Here is a 24,591-nt window from a genome sequence, read left to right as displayed (position 1 = left end):
CGTGCCGACCGCGCTCGCGCACGGGCGTCCCGACACCCGCCAGGACACCCCGCCCAGCGCGTTTCGCGTGTGACCACGACTGACGGCAGGTCTCCTGGCTCACGGGTCGCCGCCCTCCCGTCGTCTTCCCGGGCGAGGCGGCCCAGTGACGTGGTGACGAGAAGGCTCACCGCTTACAGTTGCGGGGGCAGCCGCGGCTTCGGGCAAAAGACCCCTCACCGCGTTCCCTTTTGATCCCCGAAGGGAACCGTCGCGGCCACCATCGAGCCAAGGCGTCGGTCCCGTCAACGCCCCGGCACCGGTTGGCGGCCGGTGTGTCTCTCGGATGACACCGGGGCCTCGGCCGAGCGCCTTCCCCGCAGCGCGATTGTCCGGGCGCGGCGCCGGGGCCGGCGCCATGCGGCTTCCGAAGCCAGCGCTAATGAACTGATAGCATGGGATTTTTTCAGCCGGTCCGGTTAGCCGGCGGCGGACACCGCTCCGGTCCCGAGAGACCAAGCTCCGGGCGCACTGGGCCGTCTGCCCGCGCCTGCGATCCGGCGCCCTCGGCGATGCACGCGCAAAGGCTCGCCACATCCTCGCCGCGAACGTGCACGCAAGCTTGGCGCCTACAACGACGGCGGGAGGCGATACCGCGATGGCGCGGTCGTCTCGCACCGAAACGCGGCTGCAGGAGGACGGAGCGCTGATGCATGCAGGGTAGCGAGAAGACTAAGATTGTGTCCGGGCTGGTCGTCCTGGCGCTCGCCGGCGGCCTCGGGGCGTGCAACACCACGGCCTCACCCTTGGTCACAGGATCGATCCCCGACCGCAAGGCGCCCTTGGTCGTCAGCGATGAAGAGCGCGATTGTCTCGGCCGGGCCATGTATTTCGAATCGAACCGCAGCGACGAGGGCGGCCTGCTCGCCGTCGGCACCGTGGTCATGAACCGGCTGGAAGCCGCGATCTTCCCGGGCGGCATCTGCGCGGTGGTCGGCCAGCCCGGCCAGTTCGCTCCCGGCGTGCTCACCAAGCCGATGCAGGAGCGCGACCTGCAGAAGGTCGCCGACGCGGCCGACGCGGTGCTGGCCGGTGAGCGGCACCCGAAGGTCGGGAAGGCGATGTATTTCCACACCGCGGGCCATCACTTCCCGTACAAGAACATGCATTACGTGGCCGTGGCCGGCGGCAACGCCTTCTACGAGAAGCGCGATTCCCGCGCGGCCCGGAAGGAAATGCCGAATTCCCCCGCGCTGCCGACGACGGTCTCGACCTACGCGGCGATCCCGGCTCTGCCGGCGGCGCAATAAGGCCGTTCCCGGCACAGGATCCGCGTAGCCCTGCCTGGTCCGGTCGCGGTCCGGGGGAGCTTGCCCTCGTCGCGTAAGGTGCCCGACACCAGCCCTTTCAAGGTGTTTGGCCCCGGGCGCGTCGTGGGATCAGGGCTCCCGAGCAGATCACGCGCGCCCCTTTCCCGGACAGGTGAACCGAAGCGGAACCTGATCCGGGACCCAGCACACGAAGCGCCGCGCCAGCGGCACAGGTCGATCGGACGGACGCTGCGCGCCGTCGTGTGCTGGGTCGGGTCGCATTCCGCTGGCACTGCATGCGCCCGGGAAAACGGCCGTGCAGACCCGCTCGACGCCATGTCCTGGGTCTCAGCCCGACATCCTGAAAGGGCTGGGTCCCGACACGGTCGCCGGGCAGGTCGGCCTCGGATCACGCGTCCGAGGCCGGGGGGATCCCGATTTCCTCGGAGGGTATCGAACCGAAGCCAGATCTTAAAGTTGTATGCTCGCATTCAACTCGGCTCTTGCGCGACGATGTCTGAGGATGACGGTTTCGGCCGCATGGTGGACGCTGCCATCGCGGCGCATGAGCTCCTGCTCGCGCATGGCACGTCGACCATGCAACTCCTGTCGCGCTTGCTGCTGATCGAGGTCGGTGCGGAGATCGCCCTGCGCCGCGATGCGGAGACCGCCGCGAACGACAACCCCGACGATCCGGACGGTTAGAGCACCTCACAAAACGCCCGATCACCGGGCGCCTCCCTCTGCACACGACAGCGCAGAGGGCGTTTTGTGAGAGGCTCTTAGGGCGCCTGCCGCCGACGTGGATACCGGTTCGGCGTCAGCGAGCGGGTCACATCGAGGACGGCTCTCGTGCGGATCCGGCGAAGGCCGATTCATCCGTCCAGGCCTCACCGATGCTGTCGAACGATCCGGCTTGACCGGTACTGGCAGATGAAGTGACATCGCCACCGGGAGAAAAACTGTTGATCGGTTCCCCCGCCCGCGGGTGCGACATTTACATCGACGGACAACGCCTTAGCTTGTCGGTAGAAACTACCCACGAATCACGGAATTCCTGCCGATGATCGCCCACAGGGTAGCGCTCGCCGGCACGGTTCTCATGCTGAGCATCGTGCCGGCGGCCTCTCAGTTGCGCCGCCCGATGACCTGTACGGAGGACGTGTCGGTGCGGCTCGATCCGGTCCCCGTCCCAGACGGCGCGAAGCCGCAACCGCAGCCGCCATCGCAGCCGCAACGCGCGCGGACCTTCTCGCTGGTTTCCAGCGGCGGCCTGCTGACCGTCATCTCCGCCGGACGCTCCGATTATTACGAATGCCAAGTGGCCTCGCCGCGCTTGAACGAGCGGACGCCGCGCAATGCGATCAAATGCCAGAACGGCGTGTATTTTCTTCTGATCGACCTGAACAAGCTGAACTTCGTCGAGGCGCAGCTCAATCCGGAAGACCGCAGCGAGATCAAGGTGAGCTACGGGATCTGCCGGACTTTGTGACGGATTTCAGTCCATCCGGATGAGGATGTAGGCCGACACGGCGATGATGGCGACGGTGACGGCGAACAGCAGCAGCGTCTTCGCGAAGGGGTTGTCCGGCGGGTCTGGCGCGTCGTTCATGATGCTCCCCCAGCCCCGGAAGGATGGTGGCGTCTGCCGTCCGGCTCACCGTATGAGCGGCCAATCAGCGGCGTCTGCCTAGCGTGTTCAGTAATCTGCGCTGTTGGCGCTGAAGAATCCGTTTCTCGCTCATGTCCTGGATCGGGCCGTGCAACAAGCTTTAGCGAAGGCTCGGCCGCTTCTAACGTGATTCGGCGCGGCCGAGGCCCCCTTCGAAGGATGGAAGATCACCGGCAGAACTGCGTCGCCGCCGGGGTCCACTGGCCGAATCCCGTCGCGACCATGTTGGCGACGACCCGGCAGATATACTGCTTCTGCGCGGCGTTGTTGTTCGGCCCGGCATGGTAGCGGGCCACCGCCATGGTCCAGCTGCCCTCCCGCTTCTTGAGTTCCTGAAGGAATTGCGTCGCGTACTGGACGTTCGCGTGCGGGTCGATCATGGCCTCGACCGAGTTGAACTTGCCGCCGTGGTAATGGTGGTTGATCTGCATGCAGCCGAGATCGATCAGGCGCACGCCCTTGCTGCGCGCCTCCGCGAAGCGGGCGAGCACGTCCCGCGGTCCCGTCCCGAAATAGGCGGTCCCGGCGATGTTCATGGCATAGGGCTGCAGCGAGCCGCGCTTGCCGGTCTCCGTCAGGCCGACGGCGTAGAGCACGCCCAGCGGCACGCCGTAGCGCGCGGAGGCGCGCCCCATCTCGTCCTCGCAGACATTCGCGGCGGCCGGGGCCGCGCTAGAGATAAACGCCGCCGTCACGAGGACGTACCGCTTCATCCGTCCGTTCTCCTTCGCGTCGGGTGGTGGCGGCTTGGCGCTGCGCGTCCTGCCGTTGTCGGGCGCCCTCGTTGCCCGGGCGCGCGCCCCCGTCGGCGAAGGACGATGCGGCCTGCTGCTGGGAAGCCTGTTGCTGGGAGCCGCCCGATCCGCCGGCATCGGCCGACCGAGCGGCCTGCCCGACGCTGACCTCGGCCCGATACCCGCTGTTGCTCAGGAGGTCGGTGAGGAGCGCCGTGTCCTTGTGCAGGAGCGCGGCGGTCTCCGGCTGCGAGGCGCGCAGATGCGTCTCGAGTTGGCCGTTCGAGAGCCGCATCTCCACGGTGACGACACCCAGGTCCTCCGGCCGGAGCTGGATCTTGAGCGTGCGCAGCGGCCCCACCGGGCCGGCGTTGGCCGCCGGATCGGCTGGAAGCCGGTCCTGCGCTGCCGCCGCGGTCGCGCGTTGGAGTTCCTCCCGGATGGCCGTGGCGATCAACGGCAGGGAACCGGCGGGCAGGCTCGTGGCGGTCCCGCTCCCGTCATGCGGCCCCGCCGCCGCCGCGGAAGAGTCCTCCGCGCGCTCGCCGACGGCGGCCAGAACGGCCCGTTCGACGCCCGACACGGCGTGGCCCTGGGCGGGTGCGATCACCGCCGGCTGCTCGCCCTCCCCATCGGACGCCGCGGCGACGGCGCGCCGCGGATCCGGCTCGGACCGGATCTGGGGCTGGAGCTTCAGAGCCGCTGCCGCCGCGTTCAGGGCCGATCCTTCGGGCTTGGCGACCTGCAGAGCGACGGCGCCGACTTCGGTGGCGGCCGGCTCCGTCGGGCCAGCCTGCGCGGCCTCGGGCGCCGGCGCCCCACCGGATACGACGGGCTTGAAATGAACAGCGCGGCCGAGCACCTCGATCTTCGCCGCGGCCGCCTGGAGCGTCTTGGTGATGTCCGTGCGCTGTGCGCCGTTCGCCCGCGCAAGATCGTCCATGCGGGCTGCGCTGTCCGCGCGCACCAGATCCTTCGCATCCGTTGCACTGTCGGTGGGTGCAACATCGTCCGCGGATGCTGGCTGAGCCTTCGCATCCCCGGCGGGGATCCGGATCGGCGTCGACGTGGATCCCGAAGACGTGCCGGCCGATGCTCCCGTGGCCCCGAGCACCGAAGCCGACAGGCTTCCGGCCGCGGGAGCAAGGGCCGTCTCGATCGACCGAGCCTGGACGGGCGCCGGGGCCTTGGAATCGGCGGCCGCGACGGCCGGCAAGGCAACGCTCAGGAGGTTCGCCAGCATTGCCGCGGCAGAGCTTGCCGGCGTGACGGGCACGGGCTCTGCCGCAACCGCAACCGCCGGCGGGGCCTCGCCCGCCGCGTCGTCGGGCTTGCCCGTCGCGGCCTCGGTGTCGTCCGAGGATGACGAACCCGCGCCCGAAAGCTTGCGCAGGACGGCCCCGAAGGCGCTCTCGCGCCCCGTTTCCTGCTGCTGCGGGGTGTCGCCGTTCGCGCTCGGCGGCCCGACGTCGCGATCGGGTTTTGGCGTGGGATTCTGAACCGCCGCGGAGATCGGATTCACGGGTTGGACCTCCGAAGGAGTTGGTCGATCTGGCCAATCATGGCCTCGGCCTTGGGGATCAGGCTGCCGGGCTCGTCGGCAGCGGCCTGGGCCTGTGCGCGCTTCGACGCCTCGGGATCGGGCGGTGCAGGATCGCGGGCCAGCCCGCGTCCGATCTGCTCGGCCGTCGACAAGGCCGCGTCGAGGAGTTGGACGTCGTGCGCGGGCAGCTTGGCCCTGTCGACGGCCTGCAGCTTCCGCAGCGCTGTCTGGAATGTCGCCAAGGTCACGATCTCGGCGGCCGCGCGGTAGAGCTGGGCCTGGGTCGCTTCCCGGCTCTCCGGGGCGCAGAGCACCAGCGCCTTGTCGGACACCATGAGGGCCGCGTTGGTCTTGCCCTCCTGGACCGCCGTCCGGGCGATCAGCAGGTAGAGGTCCCGCCGGCTCTCAGGGGCGAGTTCGTTCATGATCCGGGTGAAGGAGGCGAAGCGCCTCTCATCCCGGCCAAAATCGAGCTGCGTCAACTGGTATGCGAAGCGTTGCCGGAAATTGCCCGCATAGATCGAATGCTGGAAGCGGCGCAGGTACTGGATGGCCAGCGTCTCGAACTTCTTCAGGTCGCCGCCCTGCCCGAGGGTGAAGATCTCGCGGCGCAGCGCGCCTTCCTCGACGAGCGTTCCCGGCATCAACAGCCGGACCCGGTCGAGGAGGGCGATCGCGCGGACCGGGTTTTCGGTCACCGTCAGAGCGGCCTGCGTCAGGCCGATCGACCCGGCGAGCGTCGTCGGCAGGGGCGCCGTGTCGACATCCTTGAGCAGGCGGCTCGCCTCGGCCTCCTGGCCGTCAATATAGGCCAGCGCACCGCGCGCGAGATTCGTGTCGGGCAGGTCGGGGCTGCCCTTCCTGGTCAGGCGCCGCAGGATCGCCGGTCCGCCGCCGCTCAGGGCGAAGACGATGGCCGCCTGCACGTTGTGCCGATCGGTCCAGACCTCCGGCGCCGCATCCAGCAGGTCGCCCTCGATCCGGGCCATCAGCACGGGCTGGCTCTTGTGCGCCGCCAGGGATCCTGCCGCGATCCGATCCTGCAGCAATTGCAGCGTGCGCACCCACTCGACAGGACCGCTCTTACGGCCCTGCGGGTCAGCTGCAGGTGCCGTTGGAGGCACTTCGGATGCTGGAGGTTGCGTCGCCTGCCGTGCCGTCTCGGTCGCCGGGGGCGGCACCGGGTCCGCCGCGACCGGGTACGGGCATAGGGCGAGAACAGCACCGAGGGTACCCCGTGTAATTCGCCTCATCCCGAAGCGCCTTGCAGGAGGATCTCGATCCGGCGGTTCTCGGGGGCCTTCGGATCCGCGGTGTTCCGCGGCATCCGGTCGGCGGCGCCCTCGATCCGCGCGATCCGGGCCTCGTCGATGCCGGCCCGCGTCAGCATGTAGGACGCGATATGGGCGCGCGCCGTCGAGAGCCGCCAATTGTCGTAGACTTCGGAGCGGAACGGGCGGCTATCGGTATGGCCGCGGACGACGATCTTGCCCGGCCGCCCGGACAGCACCTTCGCGAGACGCTCCATGGCCCGCACCATCTCGGGGCGGGGCTCGGCCGAGCCCACCGCGAACATGCTGAAGTTCAGGTCGTCCGTCACGTTGATCAGGAGCCCCTCCGGCGTCCCCTGGACCTCGACATGCGGCCCGGAGGATGCGCCCGGGGCCGAGGGCGGAAAGATGCTGGCGATCTCCGCCTTCAGCGCCGCCTGGTCGGCCTGCGCCGCGGTTTGGGGCCCGGCACGGGCCGGTGTCTGCGCCGCGGCCTGGGTTTGGCTCTGGGCCTGGCCCGCCTCCGGCCCGCTCACGGGCGCCTTCGCGTCCTTCGTCGCGTCCTTCGTATCCTTGGCGTCCTTGGCGGCGTCCCTGGCCCCGGCGCTCTCGGGAGCGGTCGCGGCGGTGCGCCCCGCGCCGCGGGCGTCGGGCTGGGTCCGGGCTGGCGGCGGCGTGATCCCGGTGGGCGCGGACCGGTCCGTCTTGGCGGGCGAGACGGTGACCACCTGCCAGTACAGCGGATCGAACGGATCGCGCGCGATGTCGCCGCCCCGCCGCCCCGCCTCGCCGACATCGCCGATCGTAGCGCTCTGGGGCTTGTCCGGGTCGGGCTCGGTGGCCAGGTTCGCCAGCACCGCGTAGGGATCCTGGAACAGCTCCCGCTCCCGGGCCACCGAGCCCGGAGGCAGGGCGCCGGCCTTGTCGGGCTGATTGGCGCCCGATTCCGGCAGATTCGCCTTGTCGCCCGCCCGCGGATCGGCCGCGTTGGGCTGGGGATCGCTCAATCCTTTCTTGGACGGCAGGGCATCGGACAGGCTGATCGGATTGAAGTAGTTGGCGATGCTGGTCTTCGTCTCCTCGTTCGTGGCCTTGGTGAGCCACAGCACGAGGAACAGCGCCATCATGGCGGTCATGAAGTCGGCCAGGGCGATCTTCCAGGCACCGCCGTGATGGTCGCCCTCCTCCTCCGCGCGGCGGACGATGATGATTTCGTGCGGCTCGTCGGCCATGCTCAGCGATCCTCGACCAGGGTGGCGACGCGCTCGCCCCACGCCTGGAGCTGCGTCTCGATCACCGTCCCGTTCATCCGGATGCGCAGGTCGGGGCCCCCGTCGAAGGCAGCGACCAGCCGGCCGGGCGGCAGGTCCAGGCGCTTCGCGAGTGCCTCGACGAGGTCCGCCGGACCGGTCACCGCGAGCGTCCCCGACCGGTCGTCGGCCACGACGGACGACACGGTCGCGTGCAGGTCGGTGAGCGCCGCCTGCCGCAGGGCTTCCGCCAGGAAGGGCTGCAGGACCCGGGTCAGGCTCCGCGCCAGCTGCGTCTCCAGCGCGCGGACCTGCTCGACGAAGCCGGCCGCCAGGACGGCCGATTCCTCGTCCACCCAGCGCTGCCGCGCCTCGGCGAGGGCGGCGGCGCCGGCGTTACGCTCGGCCGCGATGGCGGCCTGCACCGCCTGTGCGACCAGAGCCTCGCCTTCGCAGCGTCCCTCCGCCCGCGCCGCAGCCGCGATGGCGTCCAGATCCGGCAGGCTCGCGGGCGCCGCCGGTGGTGGCGCGCTCGAATCGACGCGCTTGGGTATCAGCGCGGCCAGGGCGGAGGAGGAGCGCTGGCTCGTTCCCGAGAAGACGGTCCAGATCGGAGGGGCCTCAGCCATCACGCGGCCTCGTCACGGCTGAGCCATTGCTTCAGAATGTTGGCGACCTGCTCCTCGTCGAGTTCGACCAGCTGCTCGAGCTTCCGGATGGGCGAATGCGCCATCCGTTCCGTCAGGTCCTCGATGAGGTTGGGTTCATCGGGCAAGAGGGACTGTTCCGCCTGCAGCATGTCGAACTCAGCCGAGTCGGAATCCGGTCCTGCGAGGGCCAGTTCCGTCTCCGTCTCCGGCGAGCGGGCGAGGATCGCGTTGACGGCCGGACGCAGGCCGAACCAGATCAGCAGACATCCGACGATCAGGATCGTGGCCGCGTTGATCAGGGTTCCGGACTGGCGCATCAGGACATCGCCGATCCCGAGTGCGGGAACCGGTGTGAGCGGCTGGCCCTCGTTGACGAAGCTGACCGCCGCCACCTTGATCTGGTCGCCCCGCGCCTTGTCGAAGCCCGATGCCGAGGCGACCAGCTGCTCGATCTCGGCGATCTTCGGTTCAAGCTCGATCTTGGCCGCGTCCTTGCCGGGCTCCTGGCCGCCGGGATTGGTCAGCGCTTCCAGCCGGGACCGGTTCACCAGCACGGCGACGGACAGGTTCTTCACGGTGTAGCCGTCGCTGACGGTCTGGACCGTCTTCGACGAGATCTCGAAGTTCGTCTGCTCCTCGCGGCGCTGGCTCTCGGAGCTGGAATTGTCGCCCCCGCCGGATTGGACGTTCTGGTTGGGCAGGTTCTGCTGGGCCGTGGTCGGCTTCTGGGCGGCGCGGTTCTGCGAGGATTCGGTCTCCTTGATGACCCGTGTCCCGCGCTCGACCTTCTGGTCCGGGTTGAAGATCGTCTCGTTGGTCTGGGTCTTGTCGGTGTTCAGCCGCGCGACGACGCTGACCTCGAAGTTGTTGGTCCCCAGATAGGGGGTGAGCGTCCGGCGGATGTTGTCCTGGATCTCCCGATTCGTGAGCTGCTCCAGGGTCGCCATGCGGCCGGCCGGCGCGGTGGTCGCGTCGTCGCCCGACAGCAGGATCGTCCCGTCCGTGTTGAGCACCGTCACCTTGTCGGGCTTCATGCCGGGGATGGCTGCGGCGACGAGCTGGCGGATGGCGGGCGCGGTCGAGGGATCGTTGGCGGGCTCCGTGCGCACCACCACGGAGGCCGAGGCCGGCTGCTGCTCCCGCCGGAACGAGCCGGGATCGGGCATCACGATATGGACCCGGGCGGCCTTGACGCCCTTGAGCGTCTGGACCGTGCGGGCGATCTCGCCTTCCAGGGCCCGGACCCGGGTGATGTCCTGCATGAACGAGGTCAGGCCTAGCGAGCCCAGATCGTTGAACAGCTCGTAGCCGGCCTTGCCGCTCTGGGGCAGGCCCTTCTCGGCGAGCAGCATCCGGGCCTGGGCGGTCTGCCCGTAGCTGACCAGGACGGCCGTGCCGTCGGAGCTGACATCAAAGGGAACGCCGGCATCCTTGAGCACGGCGGCCATGCGGCTGACGTCGTCGCGGCTCAGGCCGGTATAGAGCGGCTCACGGAGCGGCCGACTGAGATAATAGGCGCCGAGGCCCACGGTCACGAACACGGTGAGCCCGACGAGACCCAGGGCGATCAGCCGCCGCGGGCCGAGCTCCAGGATGTTCGTCCATAGCTTTTCGAGGTGCTCACGACCGGGCATCGGCAAGGCTCAGCTTCCACCGCAGTGGCTCGGCGCCAGCGTGCCGGATCAATCTTGCGTGGAGGTGGTGCCCGGCCGCGGCCCGGCTCAAACAGAAGGGCCGCGCACCCGAAGATGCGCGGCCCGCATCACCCCGAAGGGTGAATGCTCGTGAAGGTCAGGGACCGGGAGCTTAGCCGCGGAACAGGCTCAGGATCTGCTGGGTGGAGGTGTTGGCGATCGTGAGCGACTGGACGCCGAGCTGCTGCTGGACCTGAAGGGCCTTCAGCCGGCTGGACTCCTCTTCCATATCAGCATCCACAGGAACGCCGATGCTGGTTTGGTTGGCCTTTTGCAATGTATCGAGGAAGTTCTTCTGCGAGTCCACCTGGCTTTGCTTGGCGCCGAGATTGGCGGCCGCCGTTGTGACCTGCTTCAAGACCTTGTCGACGAGATCGACATAAGCGCGGACCTTGGAAAGATCGGAGTCGTTGACGTTGGTGATCTGGATGGTGTCGATGGACAGCTGGTAGGCCTTCTTGTAGCCGTTCTCGTCGACGCCGATGACGCCGATAGATTTGTTCAGCAGGCCGCCCGTACCGTCAGTGCCCCTTGTAGCTTTACCGTTCTCGGTTTCGAGATCTTTGGCGTAGGCCTTCTGGGCATCTTGCCAAGCCGTCAGCGCCGTGTCGTGCGTCTTCAAGTCGCTGTCGGTGTGAGTGCTGTCGGCGTACGCTTTATCTGCCGCCTTCCAGGTTTTCTCAGCGGTCCGATACGTCGTGCCACCCGTTGCACCCGCAGACGTGCCTGTGGTGCCAGCCGTGATGTTCTTGTCATAGAGCTTGATGTCGTCGACATTGATCTCGATGGCGTCGATCGAGATGTTGCCCTGGACGCGGGTGAAGGACGACACGATCTTGCGGTTGGCCTGATAGCCGCTGCCGGTGGTCGAATCGACCGAGAGCCACGATTCACCGTTCAGCGCCGCACCGGTGGCGGCCTGCTTCAGGTTCACCAACTGAGCGTCGATTTCGGCCTGGTTCGAGAACCTGTCCGCGCTGACCGAAGCAGATCCGGCCACCAGCTTTTGAATTTTGGTCAGGATCTCCCCGACCTTGGTCAGGCCCTTGTACGCGATATCCACGGAATTGCCGCCGAGGCTGAGGGCGTCCTTGACGGCACCGGTGGCGCCGTTGTCCGCACGGAGCGTGGTGGCGATCGACCAGTAGGCGGCGCTGTCCTTGGCGGTGGCGACCTTCTGGCCCGACGCGACGTGGTTGCTCGAATCTTCCAGAGATTGGTTGGTGATCTTGAGGGTCTGAAGCGCCGCAAGGGCGGCGGTGTTGGTCAACAGGCTCGACATGAGGATGTCCCTTCAAAGAGAAGACATTCAGGGGACATGTCGGATTTTCACCGGCATAGCAGGGCGGCATCATGCCTTTGATCCGGCGTGCAACGCACGCGGTCAACCCGCTATTGATCTCTCAACCGATGGCCTGATCCGGTCCCTCTTGTCGAACCGATCAACCAACGATTGGCAGAACTCAGATGAAGAAATTTCAGCGGCAAGTCAACAGTGGACTCTGCGGTTTGCGAGAAAGTCGCTCCTTGCTGCTGGTTTCATGGAAAATGTTGTTAAAAAAATCAAAAATACGACCGAACAAGTCCGCTGATGAGCATGTTCCAGCCATCGATCAGTACAAAAAACAACACTTTGAACGGGAGTGAGATCACTGTCGGGGGCATCATCATCATGCCCATCGCCATGACCAGTACCGCCACCACCATGTCGATGACGAGGAACGGGAGCGCGATCAGGAAGCCGATCTCGAATCCGCGGCGCAGCTCGGAGATCATGAAGGCCGGAATCAGAACCCGGAGGTCGGTCCGGCTGCCGGCTTGCGCCTTCGGATAGGCGGCCACCGCGATCTCCGCGAAGGTGTCGAGATCCTTCGGGCGGACATGGGTCAGCATGAAGTCCCGGAACGGATCGGTCACCTTGGCGAAGGCCTCCTCCTCCGAGATTCGGTTCTCGGTGAGCGGGCGGATGCCGTCCTGCCAGGCACGGTCGAAGGTCGGGCCCATCACGTAGAAGGTCATGAACAGCGACAGGCTGATCAGCACCATGTTGGCCGGCGCGCCCTGCAGGCCGAGGCCCGAGCGCAGGAACGAGAGCGCCACGACGAATCGCGTGAAGCTCGTCATCATGACGAGGAGGCCCGGCGCGACCGACAGGACGGTCAGCAGGGCGATCAACTGGATCATCCGCCCGCTCATCGACCCGTTCCCGGGCGGCAGGACCTGATCGAGGCTGAACGATTGGGCGCTCGCGGCCGTGGCGACGAGAATCAACGAGCTCGCCAGAAACACGCGGCGCAGCATGGCGTAACCGATCCTGATGTTCTTCGGACACGCATCCGCGATCCGGCCGTGAGGGGCTCTTATTGGATGACCAGCGTCTCGATGAAGAATTCGCGGACCTGGCCGTTGGACCGCAGCCGGACCCGCTCGGTCAGATCCTCGCGCAGGTGGACGAGGCCGCTCGGCCCCTCGATCTGCGCGACCGAGAGGGTGTGCAGGTAGCCAAGGAGATCCTGCCGGATCTCCGCGGCGATCGGGTCGGGATTGGGAAACGTCCCGGTCTTGAGGACGATCGAGGCTTCGAGCCGGATCCAGACATCGCTGGGATTGGCGAGGTTGGTCACCACCGTGCCGATATTCGCTAGGCTGTAGCTCGCATCGTAGGCGACGACCTTCTGGACCTGCTCCTCCTCGATCTTCTGCTTCTCGGCCACGGCCTTCTCGATCTTGGAGATCATGAACAGGCCGCCCCCGCCCCCGGCCCCGATCGCCAGGACCGTGAGCCCGGCGAGCAGGAGCAGCCAGCGGACCTTGGAGCGCGGGGGCTCGGCATCGGACGCCATGGTTCGGGTTTCCGCTGTCGTGTCAGAACGGCGCGACCAGGTCGTAGACCTGCTGGACCGCGCCGGGCTGCTGAACCTCCATCAGGCGCCCCCGGCCGCCATAGGAGACCCGCGCCTCGGCGATCTTGTCGTAGTCGATCGTGTTCTTGCGCGAGATGTCCCGCGGCCGGACGATGCCGGCGATGTTCAGCACGCGGATCTCGTAATTGACCCGCACCTCCTGGGAGCCGCTGATCATCATGTTGCCGTTGGGGAACACGTTGGTCACGATGGCGGCGACGGAGAGGCGGAGCTGCTCCTTGCGGTCGATCGAGCCCTGCCCCTTGGTCGAGGAATTGCCGTTGACCTCGTACTTGTTCTTCGATTCGGGGTTGAGCCCGAACAGGTCGAGCTCGACGTCGAGACTCATCTTGGACCGCGAATCGCGGGACCGGTCGGTGGCGTTGTCGAACTGGGCCTTGTCGTTCATCTCGATCAGCACGGTCAGCACGTCGCCGACATTCTTGGCGCGCGGATCCTGGAACAGGTCGGCGCTCTGCTGCGCCCAGGTCGAATGGTAGCCCGGCCGCTGCGTGGCGGTGAACAGCGGCGGCACGGCGTCGTAGCTCGCATTGATCCCGAGCCCGACCGGGCTCATGGCCGGGGCGCGGCCGATCTCCTGGACGGGGGTCGAGCAGGCTCCGAGGGTCACCAGAGCCGCGATGGCAGCCAGCCGCTTCATCCTGATTTCTCGCTGTTCTGCGGCGGGCGGCCGCCCTGGTCCGAACCGGATTCGGGCGGCGTGGTCGGGGCCGCCTCGGGCCTGGGCGGCGCCGCTTTCTTGGGGGTGTTGGTGATGACGTTGGCCAGCCGCGCCGCGCGGCCGGGCTCCATCTCGTTCATGATCGCGCTGGCGGCGCGCGGATCGAGCCGCGTCAGGATGGCGGCGGCCGCCTCGCTGTCCATGGCGGTCAGCTGCTGCGAAGCCGCCTCGGGCTTCATCTTGGCGTAGATCGCCGTGACGCTCTCGTCGGCCTTGGCGAGGAACATCTGCCGGCGCTTCAGCCATTCCTCGTACTCGGCGCGCTTCGCCTCGAGCTGGCCGATGCGCCCCTCGATATCCTTGGCGAGCGCCGTGAGCGTCTCCTTCTGCCAGGTGAACCGGGCATCGGCGGCGGCATTGGCGATGCTGTTGCAATATTGCGGGGCGCGGCTGTCCTCGGTCTTGGCCGGCTCGCCCGGCTTCTGCTGAGCGGCGGCCTGGGCGGCGGGCAGGATCGCGGCCGCCGAGAGGAGGACGGCCCCCCAGCGGTGCAGGCCGCGCCGGCCGCCGCGGCGCTCGCGGATCGGGGTCATCATTGGATTACCAGCTCCGCCTGCAAGGCGCCTGCTGTCTTCACCGCCTGCAGGATCGAGATCACGTCGGTCGGCTTCATGCCGACATTGTTCAGGCCGCGGACCAGGCTCTGCAGATCGGGACCCGAAACCACGGCCAGGCGGGCGGTCTGCTCGGCGGCGCTGATATCGGTCCGGGGCACGACGGTCGTCTGCCCGTCGGAGAACGGCGCCGGCTGGGACACCTGCGGGGTCTCGGTGATGCGGACCGTCAGATCGCCATGGGTGACCGCCACCGTGGAGATCTGCACGTTCCGGCCGATGACCACGGTTCCGGTCCGCTGGTCGATCACCACCCGCGCCGGCGTATCCGGCTGGACCGCCAATTCGCCGATCTCGGCCATGAACCGCGTCCGCCCGACATTCCCGGGGCGGGTCAGCACGACGGTGCGGTAGTCGCGCGGGCTCGCGGCCCGCCGCCCGTACCGCTGGACCGTATAGGCGTTGATCGCGTCGCAGATCAGGATCGCGGTGCGGTAGTCCGGGTTCTTCAGTTCGAGCGACATGCCGGGCAGATCCCGGAACGTGCCGGCCACCGCCCGCTCGACCAGGGCGCCGTTGGGGATCCGGGCGGCCGTCGCCACGCCGGAGACCAGCGATTCGGCCTGGCCGGTCGCGCTGAAGCCGGAGACGGCGAGCGCACCCTGCGCCACCGCGTAGACCTGCCCATCCCCGCCCGCCAGCGGCGTCATCAGCAGGGTGCCGCCGCGCAGGGAGGTCGCGTCGCCGAGCGAGTTCACGCTGACGTCGATGCGCGAGCCCGGCTCGACATAGGCCGGCAGGTTGGCCGTCACCATCACGGCCGCGACGTTGCGGGTCCGCATCCGCTGGTCGCGCACGTTGATGCCGAGCCGGTCCAGCATCGATTGCAGGGATTGTTCCGTGAACTGCGAATTGCGCAGGGTGTCGCCGGTGCTCTGCAGGCCGGTGACGAGGCCGTAGCCGACGACCTGGTTGTCGCGGACGCCCTGGAGCGACGCGATGTCCTTGATCCGCGTCGCCGCGGCCGCGGGCGCCGACCAGACGGAGAGGCCGATCAGCAACAGGGGAAGCAGACGGCGCATCACGGCTGCCCGCCGGTCTTCACCCGGCCGTCGGGCTGGACGATGCCCTGGATCAGGCGGCCGGTCGCGGTGTTGCGCACCGTCACCGGCTCGTTCACGGTGGCGTTCGCGAGCGCCGTGCCCAGGGTCGAGATGACCATGCCGCGCTCCTCGAACACGATCACGGTCGGCGCCCCGCGGGTCACGAGCTTGACCTCCTCGAGGGCGCCCGACGGGATCACCTCCCCGGGCAGGAGGGTCCGCCGCGCGACCTTGCCGACCGCGCGCGCCGCGCTGTCGACGGCCGGCACCCGCGGCTTGAAGTTCTCCGGATAGGTCTGGTCCCGGAGCATCGTCGGCTTGATGACGTCGCCCGTGTAGATCGTCGCCACCGGCACCGGGAACGTCTGTTCCGCGGCGGCGGCCGGGACGGCGGCGAGGCCGAGCGCGCAGGCCGCGCGCAGCCCCCGAGCCGCCGCGCGCGCGACGCACCGTCCCACGAAGAGATGTCCCCGGTTCATGATGTCAGCGCAGGCCCTTCGAAACCGTGCCGGCCATCTCGTCGGCGGCCTGGATCACCTTCGAGTTCATCTCGAACGCCCGCTGGGCCGAGATCAGGTTGGTGATCTCCCGGACCGGATCGACGTTGGAATTCTCGAGATAGCCCTGCTGGATCTTGCCGAAGCCCGGGTCGCCGGCGACGCCGGTCACGGGCAGGCCGGAGGCGGGGGTCTCCCGGTACAGGCCGTTGCCCAGGGGCTCGAGACCGGCATCGTTGGCGAAGTTGGCGAGCGCCAGCTGGCCGATCGTCTGCGGCAGCGGCTGGGCGTCGAGCTTCACCATCACCTGGCCGGTCTCGTTGATCACCACGTCGACGGCGTTCTGCGGGATGATGATCGCCGGATCGACGCTGTAGCCTTCCGCGGTGACGAGGCGGCCGTCGGCGTTCTTGTTGAACGAGCCGGCGCGGGTGTAGTTGATCTCGCCGTTCGGCATCGTGACCTGGAACCAGCCGCGGCCGTTGATCGCGAGATCGAGGGGGTTGGTCGTGTTGGCGAGCGGGCCCTGGCGATGCAGGTTCCGGATCGCGGAATTGCGGACGCCGAGGCCGAGCATCGCGCCTTCGGGAATCGCCGACTCGCCGGCCTGGATCGGGACGCCCGCCGGCCGTTCGGCCTGGTAGATCAGATCCTTGAACTCGGCCCGTGCGCCCTTGAACGCCGTCGTGTTCAGGTTCGAGATGTTGTTGGCGATGACTTCGACGTTCAGCTGCTGGGCGTTCATGCCCGTGGCCGCGATGGCGAGCGCTCTCATGGTGATGTCCTTCAGCCCGGGATGACGATGACTGTGTTGAGGCGATATCCGCGCGTCCTCGCGCGTCGCTTACGGGAGAGGGATGCCGCTCCCGCGCCGGTCGCGTGTCAGATCGCCATGCGGACGATTTCCTGGTAGGCGGCCACGACCTTGTCCCGGATGGCGACCGCGGTCTGCAGGCTCTGCTCGGCCGACATCACCGCCTCGACCACGGACTGCGTCGACGCCGTGCCCTGGATGCCCGAGATCGCCGCCGCCTCACCGGCCTTCACGGTGTCCCGGGCATGGCCGGCCATCTGCGTCAGCAGGTCGCCGAAGCTGCCTGCCGCCCCCGCGGGCGCGGTCGAGGCGGCGCCGGGCGTCGCCAGGCCGAACTGCGAGACGCCGAAGACCGAGTTCTTGTCCGACAGGCTCGAGAGGGCGGAGAGAGACTGGATCATCACTTCCTCAGGAGATCGATGAGGCTCGAGACCATCGAGCGGGACTGCTTGATCATCTGGAGATTGGCCTCGTAGGAGCGATTAGCCTCCCGCATGTCGGCCATCTCGATCAGCATGTTCACGTTCGGGAGCTTGACCGTCCCGTTCGCGTCCGCCGCCGGGTTCCCGGGGTCATACTCGACCCGGAACGGCGCCTTGTCCTGGCCGATCTGGCGCACCGCGACCGCCGCGGTGCCGGAGGCCCGGTCCAGGGCGGTGCGGAACGTGATGGTCTTGCGGGCGTAAGGGTCGGAGCCCGCCGTCGTGCCCGTGGATTGCGCGTTGGCGATGTTCTCCGACACGACGCGCATGCGCTCGGATTGCGCCCCCATGCCGGAGGCGGCGATGCGGGACGAGGCGACAAGCGGATCGATCATGGTCAGGCCTTCACGCTCAGGGCCAGCATGCGGTCGAAGGCTTTGACGATGCCGGTGTTCAGCGCCTGATCGCGGCTGATCTCACCGGACTTCATCAGCTGCTCCTCGAGATTCACCGAGTTGCCGGAATGGACGACGTCCCAGCCGTCGGCCTGGGTCGGACGGGCCGGACGCGCCGTGGGGCCGTCGATCTCGAAATGGCCGGCCTGCGTCGCCGCCATCGTGAGCGTGGTCTTGTCGAGCATATCGCGGAACGGGGTCAGGTCCCGGGCGCGATAGCCCGGCGTATTCGCGTTCGCGATGTTGCCGGAAATGACGGCTTGGCGCGTTGCCAGATGTTGTAATTGCCGCGAGGCAAGATTGAGCAGAAAGATCGGGTTCATAACCTGTCGGCTTTCTGGTCTGTCGGGAGTGGATCGATGTCATTCCGGAATTACCGGGAACCACATCTTTCCGAGCGCGTTCGGACCTGGATCGGCTATTGAATGCCGCGATGTTCTGGAATGCGGTTTGCCCGACCAGTCTTGTCCGAAGCTTGCGGCGAGCTGTCCGGCGGGGGCGACACCATCTTGCCGAACCCGCAGGACCCTCGATATGACTGTCCCGCGAACGGGAAGACACTCTGAACGACAAACGCGCACATGGCCGGATCCCAGGCTTTGCGGCCGGATCGGATCCATTGCGATACGGTTCCGGCGTTTTCCCGCAACGGAAGATTTCCTCCCGTGACGGAAGACGGACCGTGAACCGCTATGGCAGTTCGTCGAGCCGGCTCCGCGATCAGCTTATGAAGGCGTATCCGAGATAGCGCCGCACCTCGATCGGATCGAAGCTCAGCTTCTGCCGGAGCTTCTTGCGAAGCTTGCTGATGTGGCCTTCGACGACGCTCTCATCCACGTCGCTGGTGAACGCACCGTAGACCGCGTTGAAGACCTGCTCCTTGGTCATCCGCCGTCCCCGGTTGCGGACCAGGAATTCGAGGATCTGCCGTTCGCGTCGCGGCAGGACGATCTTCTCCCCGTCGATATCGGGGTCGCGACCGTCGAAATACACCTTCAGCCGCGCCGTCCGGTCCACCGCCGCCTCTTTGATCGCCCCGCGGTGAGAGCGGCGCCAGACCGCCTCGGTCCGAGCCATGATCTCCCGCACATGGACCGGCTTGCGGACGACGTCGTCGATGCCGGCCGTGAACAGGTTCAGGGTCTCGGTCAGGCAGCGGGTCTCGATCATGGCGATGATCGGCGCGCGGGATCGCTTCTGGATGAGTTCCGGGAGATCGGGGCGCTGCTCGCAATCGCCGAGGAGGAAGCCCTGCACGGCGTCCACGTCCGGCTCCCGAGCCGTCTGCAACCAGCCCTTGAAATCGGAATCCAATAATCCGACGGACGAAATCCCCTCTCTGGCGAAGCTCGCGACGTATCCATCGGTCACCATCGGCCTTTCATCGACAATGACGTACATTATCTCGAAGCTCCACAGCTAATCATTCTAGAGAATGACGGAGATATGGTTTGAGCCAAGCATTAATTTGCCTCGTGAATCTAAATGGCCGGAACGAAACAAGGCGTCAATGGTTTCTGCTGGTTTTTTGTCTGGTGTGGTTCTGATGCCATCGTATAAATTCAGATCCGTTTGTGTTTTATGAATCAATTTGAACATATTTATTTCGGTCAATGTGCATAGTTCTGCAAGTGTGCTCGACGCACATCAGCTCTTGCTCTTGATCAATACATCTTCGCGCGCAGTGCTTGAAATAACGCGAATGCCTCACATCTTATGAGCGAACGACCCGTCTTCTTGCCAGTATCGGTTCGGCCGAGTGTGAATTCAGCATCGACAACCGATGCAGATCATATCGTCGGCAACCGGAACCGCTGGTCGCGCCTCGGCCTCACATTCGGCCCCCTGCTCGCGGGGCAGTGGTATGAGTTTCGCGCATGCATGGTGTGCGCGGCGGCCGAGGCGGCGGCGGGCGCCAAGGACTTCGCGGCCCTCGGCCTGGAATTGTTCGCTCAGGACCAGTCCGGAATCGATGTCGCCCAGATTCCCGGACTCGCGCGGACCGCGATCGATGCGCATGGGACCTGGCTCGCCGGGCCGACCTGGGACGGCGGCGCGGACAGGCGGGCCGTCACCATCCACCGCTGCTTCTATCTTCCGGCGCCGGCGTCTCAGGTGGTCGTCGTCATCCGGAGCTGGCGCAACACCCATACCTTTCGAATCGGCGATCCCGTGATCCGCCCCGCCGCGCCAGGTGAGACGCCGGGTGAGACATGGGTCGGCGGCGAGGGCATCGGCCGGGTGGGGGGCCGGCTCACCCGCGACGGCCGGATCGCCCTCGGCCCGGAGCCGCTCTGGTACCGGCACGGGCTGGTGCCGGGGCGCGGGCTGACCTTCAAGGGGCAGGTCATTGCGCAGGGGCATACGGAGGGCGCCCTGGCCCAGGTCGTGTTCCGCGACGCCCTCGGGAAACCGCTTCCGACCCCCTACCCCGAGACCCTGGCGACCCTGGCGATTCCCGCCTTCCTCGACATCCCGGTGCATCGCGAGGCCTATCGCTTCACCCTGAAGGTGTTGCCACCCCCGCAGGCTGCCACGCTCGAGATCGGCTTCGCGGCCTGGGAGGCCAACGCGTCGCTCGCTCTGACCGGCGCGCCCGACGTGCTCCTGGACGACGACCTCCGCCTGGCGAATCTGGTGGACGATGCGGATCCGGCGGCCGAAACCGTCCTGGCGCTTCTGCTCGGCCGCATCGGCGGCGCTGTCGCCCGCGACGGGGCCACCGCCGCGGGGTCGATCCGGTCCTACCTCGACCCCGCCCGGCTCGCGCAAGCGCCCGCACCCCTGCGCAGCTTCTTGGAACTGAGGGACGGCCCGGACGCGTCGCGCTGGGCGGAGGGCGCCCTCCGCCTGGGCCGCTACCCGGCCTGGACCCTCCCGGAGGCGGTGGATTGGGCGGCCGACCCGTTCCGGTCGCCGGCTTGGCGCCTGGCGTTTCAGTCCCTGTCCTGGACCGGCGCCACGGCCCGCAGCCCGGATCGCCGGGTCCGGGATCGCGCGGTCGCGGTCGCCGTCTCCTGGTCCCGGGCGAATCCCTGGGGCCGGCCGGCGGATACGCTGAGCCTGCATCCGGCCTGCATGGCGATGCGCCTGGAGGCGCTGTTGAGCCTGTTGGGCGCCGCCGCGCGGGACGCCGCCGGCACGGAGGCGCACGCCGTCGAAATCCTCGGCGGCGAGATCGTGCGGCACGCCTTCGCGCTCGCCGAAATCCTCGCCCAGCACACGGTGGCGGGCTCGCTGCTGGAGGTGAAGGTGGCGACCGCCCTCCTGGCGGCCGGTCTCGCACTTCCATCCCTGCCGATGGCGCGACACTGGACTTGCCTCGCGGCGATCGCGCTGCGGAGCGGCTTCGAGGCGCTGATCGATGCGGGCGGCGTGATCGCCGAGCCGTCCTACCATCGCAGCCTCGAGATTCTGACCCTGGCCTTGATCCTCCTGCCCGTCCTGGGCGCGCGGGCGGATCTGGCTTCCTTCGCGGGCTCCCTCGATCTCCGCCTCGCGAAGGCCTGGACTGGCCTGGTCGCGCTGTTCGAGCCGGACGATACCCTGCCCCCGTTCGGCGACACGCCCGGCCACGACGACCGGGCCGGATGGATCGAGCGCGTGGCCGCGTCTCACCCCCGCCCCTGGATGGCCCGATCGGCCGCCGACCGAGTGGAGCGCGGCGATGAGCCCGTGTCCGTCGAGCCCGCGCGGTCCGGGGCCATCGTCTATCGCCGGTGGGCGGATGGGCCGGACTGGGCATCCTTCACGGCGGATTTTTCCGAGCAGGTCCACCCGCAGGACCATCGGGACTGCACGTCGTTCACCTTCGCCACCGGCGGCCTGCGGTGGATCACGGAGGTGGGCGAATCGCACACCGAATCGCCCGGCCAGCACCTGGCGGCGGCCCGGGCGCACAACGTCGTCGTCCCGGACGGGCGCGAGCCGACTGCGGGCACGGGCGTGGCCCGCGCGCCCTTCACCCTGGGCGCCGCCTCCGTGCACCTGATCGACACGAGCGTGCACGGGCCGGATTACCGCCACGTCCGGGCGTTCGCGATCCTGGACGACCTGTCGGGCCTGGCCGTCTTCGATCGGTTCGCGACCGGCGGCGCGCCCCTGTCCCTGGAAGGATTCCTGCACCTCGATCCCGCGGTTGCGGTCGCTCTCGACGCCGCGGGGCGCGTGTTCGCGCTCTGGAACGATCGGCGGCTGCAGATCGTGCCCCAGGTGATCGCCGGTCAGCTCGGCCGGCTCGCGGTGGGGCGTGCCTGGTCCGGGCCGGAGGCGACGGTTCCGGGCGCCGTCCCGTCGCCGAAGCGTACGCCCCAGCCGGAGCCCGTCCTGAGCTACGGTCTATCGGGGGGGCGGAGCGTCGCCGGCGGCCTCCTGATCGCCGCATCGTCCGAGAGCCTGATGCGGCTCGCGCAGGTCGTCGAGGATGGGACCTTCCGGCGCGCGCTCACGGATTGAGACCGGCGCCTATTTATTGGCTGTCTCGCGAATAGAGACCGTGTACCGGACGATCAGGGATTGAAAAATTCTGGTTTCAAAAGGTTCGGGACCTTTTGCGGGTGCAGGGTGGAACCCTGCTGCGGGGCGAAGCCCCGGCACTCGGGGGCTTCGCCCCCGAACCCGGCCAAAGGGCTGCAAGCCCTTTGGAAACCCGATGTCGTCCGTTCCGAGGGAAAAGACATCGCCCTCGATCCACGACACGTTCTAACTTCTGATATCTTTCTTGGTGACGAAGTTGAAATTCTCGATCATCACGTCCTTGACGACGTCCGATCCGAGCCGCTCGTTGACCTTCAGCTTGATTTCGGCAAGGCGCTTGTTGATGTCGTATTTTTTCAACCTTCGGAAATCGAGGTCGCCGTCGCTGTAGATCTGGCGAAACGACTCATCCATGACGAACGGCGCCGGGGTGACGCCGAGCCCCTTGAGCAGGTGCGAATCGGCCGTGAACACGACGGTCGCCATGATGTAGCCCTGAACGGTCCCGTCGGCGATGACCGGGATGTTGAGGGGCTTCAGCTTCTGATAGGTCAGGCCTTCCAGGTATTCCTCGGACTTCGCCTTGGGCAAGTCCGGCATCCAGGAGACGACCGCGTAGCTGGACAGCACCGTGATGGCGCAGATCCACAAACCGGTGATGACGATCCGGAACACGTCGCTACTCCTGGTAGCGCAGGGCGGCCGAATAGGTGCCGTCGGATTCCGCGCTCTGGATCATGGTGGTGACGATATCCGACACTTCCTGCATGGCGCGCAGGTGGATGGCCAGAAGTTCGTGGTTGCGCCGCAGCTTGGCGCGCAGGCGCTCCAGGCCTTCGATCTCCTCCGGGCCCAGCGGCGTCGAGCCGATCGTCCGTCCCAGCCGCGACAGTTCCACCAAGCTCTCGCTCTTGCGGCGGTTGAAATCGTCCTGCTCGCGAATGTCGTGGACCGTAAGGGCCTCCGTCTCGGCGTCGATGGTGGCTTCGAGGCGGGCCAGGGATGACAGCAGCATGCACAGCGTCCGGAGGAGATGTGAAACGTGGGATTCCGGGGGCCGTCAGCCGATCCGTGCCGGGTCGGGCTTCGCCGCAGCGTCGGCGGCGGCGGTCGGCGGATGTGCGGCCTCCAGCATGCGGGCGATGCCGATGCCGCCCGCCTTGGCGATCTGGGCGCCGATCTGCTCGGCCATCATCGACTTCCAGATCGAGCCGGCATTGCCCTTGCCGAACACCGCGGTGGCGTTCTGGGGCAGCATCGATTCGATGAAGGTCTGCAGGACGAAAGCCTCGAATTCCTGGGGCGGCGTGCCCTTGGCCCGCGGGGGCGGAAGCGTCGCGGCGGTGCGAAACCGCGTCAGGATCGTGTCGACATTTCCCTGCGGCGCCGCGGCGATGCCCGCGCCACCGGCCGCGCCCAACGCATCCGCGAAGGTGCCGGGCGAGCCCTGCGTGAGCTTGGTGACGGCGGCCTGATAGCGGGTGGGATCCGCGGCGCGCGCGACGTCGAGGACGATATCGGAGGGAGGTTGGACGCTCACGGCGCTCTCGTGTCCGGATGTTCGTGACCACGATAAGTCTGGTCACCGGGCTCGACCGAACCCATAGGGGCTGTTGACTGGTCCAGGGGCTTATCAGCCCTGGCTGACCGGAGGCTTGCCTGCGCTGGACCCACGAGGCTGTCCAGGCGCTCGGCCCAGGCCTGCTTCTCCACCTGCTGCCTGCGTTCGGCTTCGAGACCGTCGACCCATCGCTCGGCCCGCTTGTGTTGCGTGGCCTGGGTGATCAGCTGCTGGGCCGCCCTGTCCCGCTCCACCCGCAAGCCCTGCGCCTCGATCGCCAGATTCTTCAGGCGCCGGACCGCCGCATCGCGCAGCGGCTCGAGAAACGCGGAGGCCTCGTTGAGGGCGCGAATCACGTCGACCTGAGCCGCGTCGACATCCTGCACCCGGCGCTCCGCCTGGGCGAGCTCCCGCTCGGCGCGCCGGTGCATCTGTTCCTGGACGCGCAGGAGCCGCGCCGCCCGGCCGAGCCGTGCCTGCATCTCAGCCTCTCCTGAGCCATTGCCCGTAAGCGAGGGCGAATTGTCCGAACAGATCCGTCGAGAGGAACAGGAGCAGCATCAGCCCACCGAACAGGAGGAACGGCGTCGCGACGAAGAAGATCGGGATCTGGGGCGTGAGCTTGTTCGCGAGCCCGAGGGCGAAATTCACCACCATCGAATAGACGATGAAGGGGCTGGTCAGCCGCAGGGCCATGGTGAAGGCCGCGCTGGTCCGGTCGACTAGGTCGTGAACCCATAACGGGTGGCACGGTTTGGTCGGGGCGTCGTTGGTTCTTCGAATGGAGGACCGAGGATGGCGCGGTTTGACCTGACGGATGCAGAGTGGGCGGTGATCGAGCCGGTTCTGCCGACGGACGTACGCGGCAAGGATCGGGTGGACGACCGACGGGTGCTGAACGGGATCTTCTGGCGGCTGCGCACGGGTGCGCCGTGGGCCGACATCCCGGCGCGTTACGGGC

29 protein-coding genes and 1 riboswitch are annotated in these 24,591 nt (G+C 67.5%); of the genes, 6 read left to right on the top strand and 23 right to left on the bottom strand.

Going from position 1 to position 24,591, the window contains the following annotated elements:
* Positions 1–66 precede the first annotated feature (66 nt).
* Positions 67–267, bottom strand: a riboswitch (cobalamin riboswitch).
* Positions 268–692: 425 nt separating this feature from the next.
* The 3 genes from MKL20_RS12890 to MKL20_RS12880 all read left to right on the top strand — a co-directional run bounded on the left by MKL20_RS12890 (position 693) and on the right by MKL20_RS12880 (position 2,781).
* On the top strand, positions 693–1,289 hold the full coding sequence (locus MKL20_RS12890) for a cell wall hydrolase (RefSeq protein ID WP_244036988.1): 597 nt from the start codon (positions 693–695) through the stop codon (positions 1,287–1,289).
* 513 nt (positions 1,290–1,802) lie between these two features.
* Positions 1,803–1,994 (top strand): hypothetical protein, encoded by a 192-nt coding sequence (locus MKL20_RS12885; RefSeq protein ID WP_244036987.1) that lies wholly within the window; start codon positions 1,803–1,805, stop codon positions 1,992–1,994.
* 358 nt (positions 1,995–2,352) lie between these two features.
* Positions 2,353–2,781 (top strand): hypothetical protein, encoded by a 429-nt coding sequence (locus tag MKL20_RS12880; RefSeq protein WP_244036986.1) that lies wholly within the window; start codon positions 2,353–2,355, stop codon positions 2,779–2,781.
* A gap of 347 nt (positions 2,782–3,128) precedes the next feature.
* Here MKL20_RS12880 and MKL20_RS12875 read toward each other — a convergent pair whose 3' ends face one another.
* The 7 genes from MKL20_RS12875 to MKL20_RS12845 all read right to left on the bottom strand — a co-directional run bounded on the left by MKL20_RS12875 (position 3,129) and on the right by MKL20_RS12845 (position 11,385).
* A complete protein-coding gene (locus MKL20_RS12875) occupies positions 3,129–3,674 on the bottom strand; it encodes a transglycosylase SLT domain-containing protein (RefSeq protein ID WP_243960646.1) in 546 nt (181 codons plus the stop codon).
* A complete protein-coding gene (locus MKL20_RS33145) occupies positions 3,634–5,217 on the bottom strand; it encodes a flagellar hook-length control protein FliK (protein WP_244036985.1) in 1,584 nt (527 codons plus the stop codon). The genes MKL20_RS12875 and MKL20_RS33145 overlap by 41 nt, the downstream gene beginning before the upstream one ends.
* Complete coding sequence (locus MKL20_RS12865; RefSeq protein WP_244036984.1) at positions 5,214–6,491, bottom strand: chemotaxis protein; 1,278 nt, start codon at positions 6,489–6,491, stop codon at positions 5,214–5,216. Before MKL20_RS12865 ends, MKL20_RS33145 begins: the two co-directional genes overlap by 4 nt.
* Positions 6,488–7,741, bottom strand: a complete 1,254-nt coding sequence (locus MKL20_RS12860) for a MotB family protein (protein WP_244036983.1) — start codon at positions 7,739–7,741, stop codon at positions 6,488–6,490. Before MKL20_RS12860 ends, MKL20_RS12865 begins: the two co-directional genes overlap by 4 nt.
* A gap of 2 nt (positions 7,742–7,743) precedes the next feature.
* Positions 7,744–8,388: a hypothetical protein gene (locus MKL20_RS12855; RefSeq protein WP_244036982.1), complete on the bottom strand. Its 645-nt coding sequence runs from the start codon at positions 8,386–8,388 to the stop codon at positions 7,744–7,746.
* Complete coding sequence (gene fliF / locus MKL20_RS12850; protein WP_244036981.1) at positions 8,388–10,043, bottom strand: flagellar basal-body MS-ring/collar protein FliF; 1,656 nt, start codon at positions 10,041–10,043, stop codon at positions 8,388–8,390. Before fliF ends, MKL20_RS12855 begins: the two co-directional genes overlap by 1 nt.
* 172 nt (positions 10,044–10,215) lie before the next feature.
* Complete coding sequence (locus MKL20_RS12845; protein ID WP_244036980.1) at positions 10,216–11,385, bottom strand: flagellin; 1,170 nt, start codon at positions 11,383–11,385, stop codon at positions 10,216–10,218.
* 4 nt (positions 11,386–11,389) lie between these two features.
* On the opposite strand from MKL20_RS12845, the gene MKL20_RS12840 reads away from it, so the two are divergent.
* The gene (locus MKL20_RS12840) at positions 11,390–11,695 is read left to right on the top strand and encodes a hypothetical protein (protein WP_244036979.1); all 306 of its coding nucleotides are present in this window, start codon (positions 11,390–11,392) and stop codon (positions 11,693–11,695) included.
* On the opposite strand, the gene fliP is transcribed toward MKL20_RS12840, so the two are convergent.
* From fliP to MKL20_RS12785, 11 genes are all read right to left on the bottom strand, one after another.
* Positions 11,667–12,404, bottom strand: a complete 738-nt coding sequence (gene fliP / locus MKL20_RS12835) for a flagellar type III secretion system pore protein FliP (protein WP_244036978.1) — start codon at positions 12,402–12,404, stop codon at positions 11,667–11,669. The two genes, MKL20_RS12840 and fliP, sit on opposite strands and share 29 nt — an antisense overlap.
* A 59-nt stretch (positions 12,405–12,463) precedes the next feature.
* Positions 12,464–12,946 carry a flagellar basal body-associated FliL family protein gene (locus MKL20_RS12830; protein WP_244036977.1) on the bottom strand — a complete coding sequence of 161 codons (483 nt, stop codon included), beginning with the start codon at positions 12,944–12,946 and terminating at the stop codon, positions 12,464–12,466.
* A gap of 22 nt (positions 12,947–12,968) precedes the next feature.
* A complete protein-coding gene (flgH, locus tag MKL20_RS12825; RefSeq protein WP_244036976.1) occupies positions 12,969–13,667 on the bottom strand; it encodes a flagellar basal body L-ring protein FlgH in 699 nt (232 codons plus the stop codon).
* Positions 13,664–14,284 carry a MotE family protein gene (locus MKL20_RS12820; RefSeq protein WP_244036975.1) on the bottom strand — a complete coding sequence of 207 codons (621 nt, stop codon included), beginning with the start codon at positions 14,282–14,284 and terminating at the stop codon, positions 13,664–13,666. The genes flgH and MKL20_RS12820 overlap by 4 nt, the downstream gene beginning before the upstream one ends.
* A complete protein-coding gene (gene flgI / locus MKL20_RS12815) occupies positions 14,281–15,384 on the bottom strand; it encodes a flagellar basal body P-ring protein FlgI (protein WP_244036974.1) in 1,104 nt (367 codons plus the stop codon). Before flgI ends, MKL20_RS12820 begins: the two co-directional genes overlap by 4 nt.
* A complete protein-coding gene (gene flgA, locus MKL20_RS12810) occupies positions 15,384–15,863 on the bottom strand; it encodes a flagellar basal body P-ring formation chaperone FlgA (protein ID WP_244036973.1) in 480 nt (159 codons plus the stop codon). The genes flgI and flgA overlap by 1 nt, the downstream gene beginning before the upstream one ends.
* 25 nt (positions 15,864–15,888) lie before the next feature.
* On the bottom strand, positions 15,889–16,677 hold the full coding sequence (gene flgG, locus MKL20_RS12805) for a flagellar basal-body rod protein FlgG (RefSeq protein ID WP_244036972.1): 789 nt from the start codon (positions 16,675–16,677) through the stop codon (positions 15,889–15,891).
* Between the two features lie 107 nt (positions 16,678–16,784).
* Complete coding sequence (locus tag MKL20_RS12800) at positions 16,785–17,117, bottom strand: flagellar hook-basal body complex protein FliE (protein WP_244036971.1); 333 nt, start codon at positions 17,115–17,117, stop codon at positions 16,785–16,787.
* Positions 17,117–17,533 (bottom strand): flagellar basal body rod protein FlgC, encoded by a 417-nt coding sequence (gene flgC, locus MKL20_RS12795; protein WP_244036970.1) that lies wholly within the window; start codon positions 17,531–17,533, stop codon positions 17,117–17,119. The genes MKL20_RS12800 and flgC overlap by 1 nt, the downstream gene beginning before the upstream one ends.
* 2 nt (positions 17,534–17,535) lie before the next feature.
* Positions 17,536–17,916: a flagellar basal body rod protein FlgB gene (gene flgB / locus MKL20_RS12790; RefSeq protein ID WP_244036969.1), complete on the bottom strand. Its 381-nt coding sequence runs from the start codon at positions 17,914–17,916 to the stop codon at positions 17,536–17,538.
* 397 nt (positions 17,917–18,313) lie between these two features.
* Positions 18,314–18,994 (bottom strand): response regulator transcription factor, encoded by a 681-nt coding sequence (locus MKL20_RS12785; protein ID WP_244036968.1) that lies wholly within the window; start codon positions 18,992–18,994, stop codon positions 18,314–18,316.
* 480 nt (positions 18,995–19,474) lie between these two features.
* Between MKL20_RS12785 and MKL20_RS12780 the strand changes: the two genes are divergently transcribed.
* Positions 19,475–22,048, top strand: coding sequence for a heparinase II/III family protein (locus MKL20_RS12780; protein WP_244036967.1), 2,574 nt, complete (start codon positions 19,475–19,477; stop codon positions 22,046–22,048).
* A 246-nt stretch (positions 22,049–22,294) separates the two neighbouring features.
* Here the strand turns inward: MKL20_RS12780 and MKL20_RS12775 are convergent, their stop codons facing one another.
* From MKL20_RS12775 to MKL20_RS12755, 5 genes are read right to left on the bottom strand one after another with little or no spacing between them, the layout of a single operon-like run.
* A complete protein-coding gene (locus MKL20_RS12775) occupies positions 22,295–22,744 on the bottom strand; it encodes a hypothetical protein (RefSeq protein WP_244036966.1) in 450 nt (149 codons plus the stop codon).
* A gap of 4 nt (positions 22,745–22,748) precedes the next feature.
* Complete coding sequence (locus MKL20_RS12770) at positions 22,749–23,084, bottom strand: flagellar protein FlgN (protein WP_244036965.1); 336 nt, start codon at positions 23,082–23,084, stop codon at positions 22,749–22,751.
* A gap of 45 nt (positions 23,085–23,129) precedes the next feature.
* Positions 23,130–23,609, bottom strand: a complete 480-nt coding sequence (locus tag MKL20_RS33140; protein ID WP_244036964.1) for a rod-binding protein — start codon at positions 23,607–23,609, stop codon at positions 23,130–23,132.
* Positions 23,606–24,112 (bottom strand): hypothetical protein, encoded by a 507-nt coding sequence (locus MKL20_RS12760; RefSeq protein ID WP_244036963.1) that lies wholly within the window; start codon positions 24,110–24,112, stop codon positions 23,606–23,608. The genes MKL20_RS33140 and MKL20_RS12760 overlap by 4 nt, the downstream gene beginning before the upstream one ends.
* Before the next feature lies 1 nt (position 24,113).
* The gene (locus tag MKL20_RS12755; RefSeq protein WP_313902721.1) at positions 24,114–24,413 is read right to left on the bottom strand and encodes a flagellar biosynthetic protein FliR; all 300 of its coding nucleotides are present in this window, start codon (positions 24,411–24,413) and stop codon (positions 24,114–24,116) included.
* Between the two features lie 12 nt (positions 24,414–24,425).
* On the opposite strand from MKL20_RS12755, the gene MKL20_RS12750 reads away from it, so the two are divergent.
* Positions 24,426–24,591, top strand: a 166-nt coding sequence (locus MKL20_RS12750) for a transposase (RefSeq protein ID WP_244036993.1), incomplete at its 3' end; no start/stop codon positions are given.

It is taken from the genome of Methylobacterium sp. E-066 (assembly GCF_022829635.1).
Lineage (GTDB): Bacteria > Pseudomonadota > Alphaproteobacteria > Rhizobiales > Beijerinckiaceae > Methylobacterium.
The sequence above is the reverse complement of the archived record's forward strand: the minus strand, read 5'-3'. Positions and strand labels throughout refer to the sequence as shown.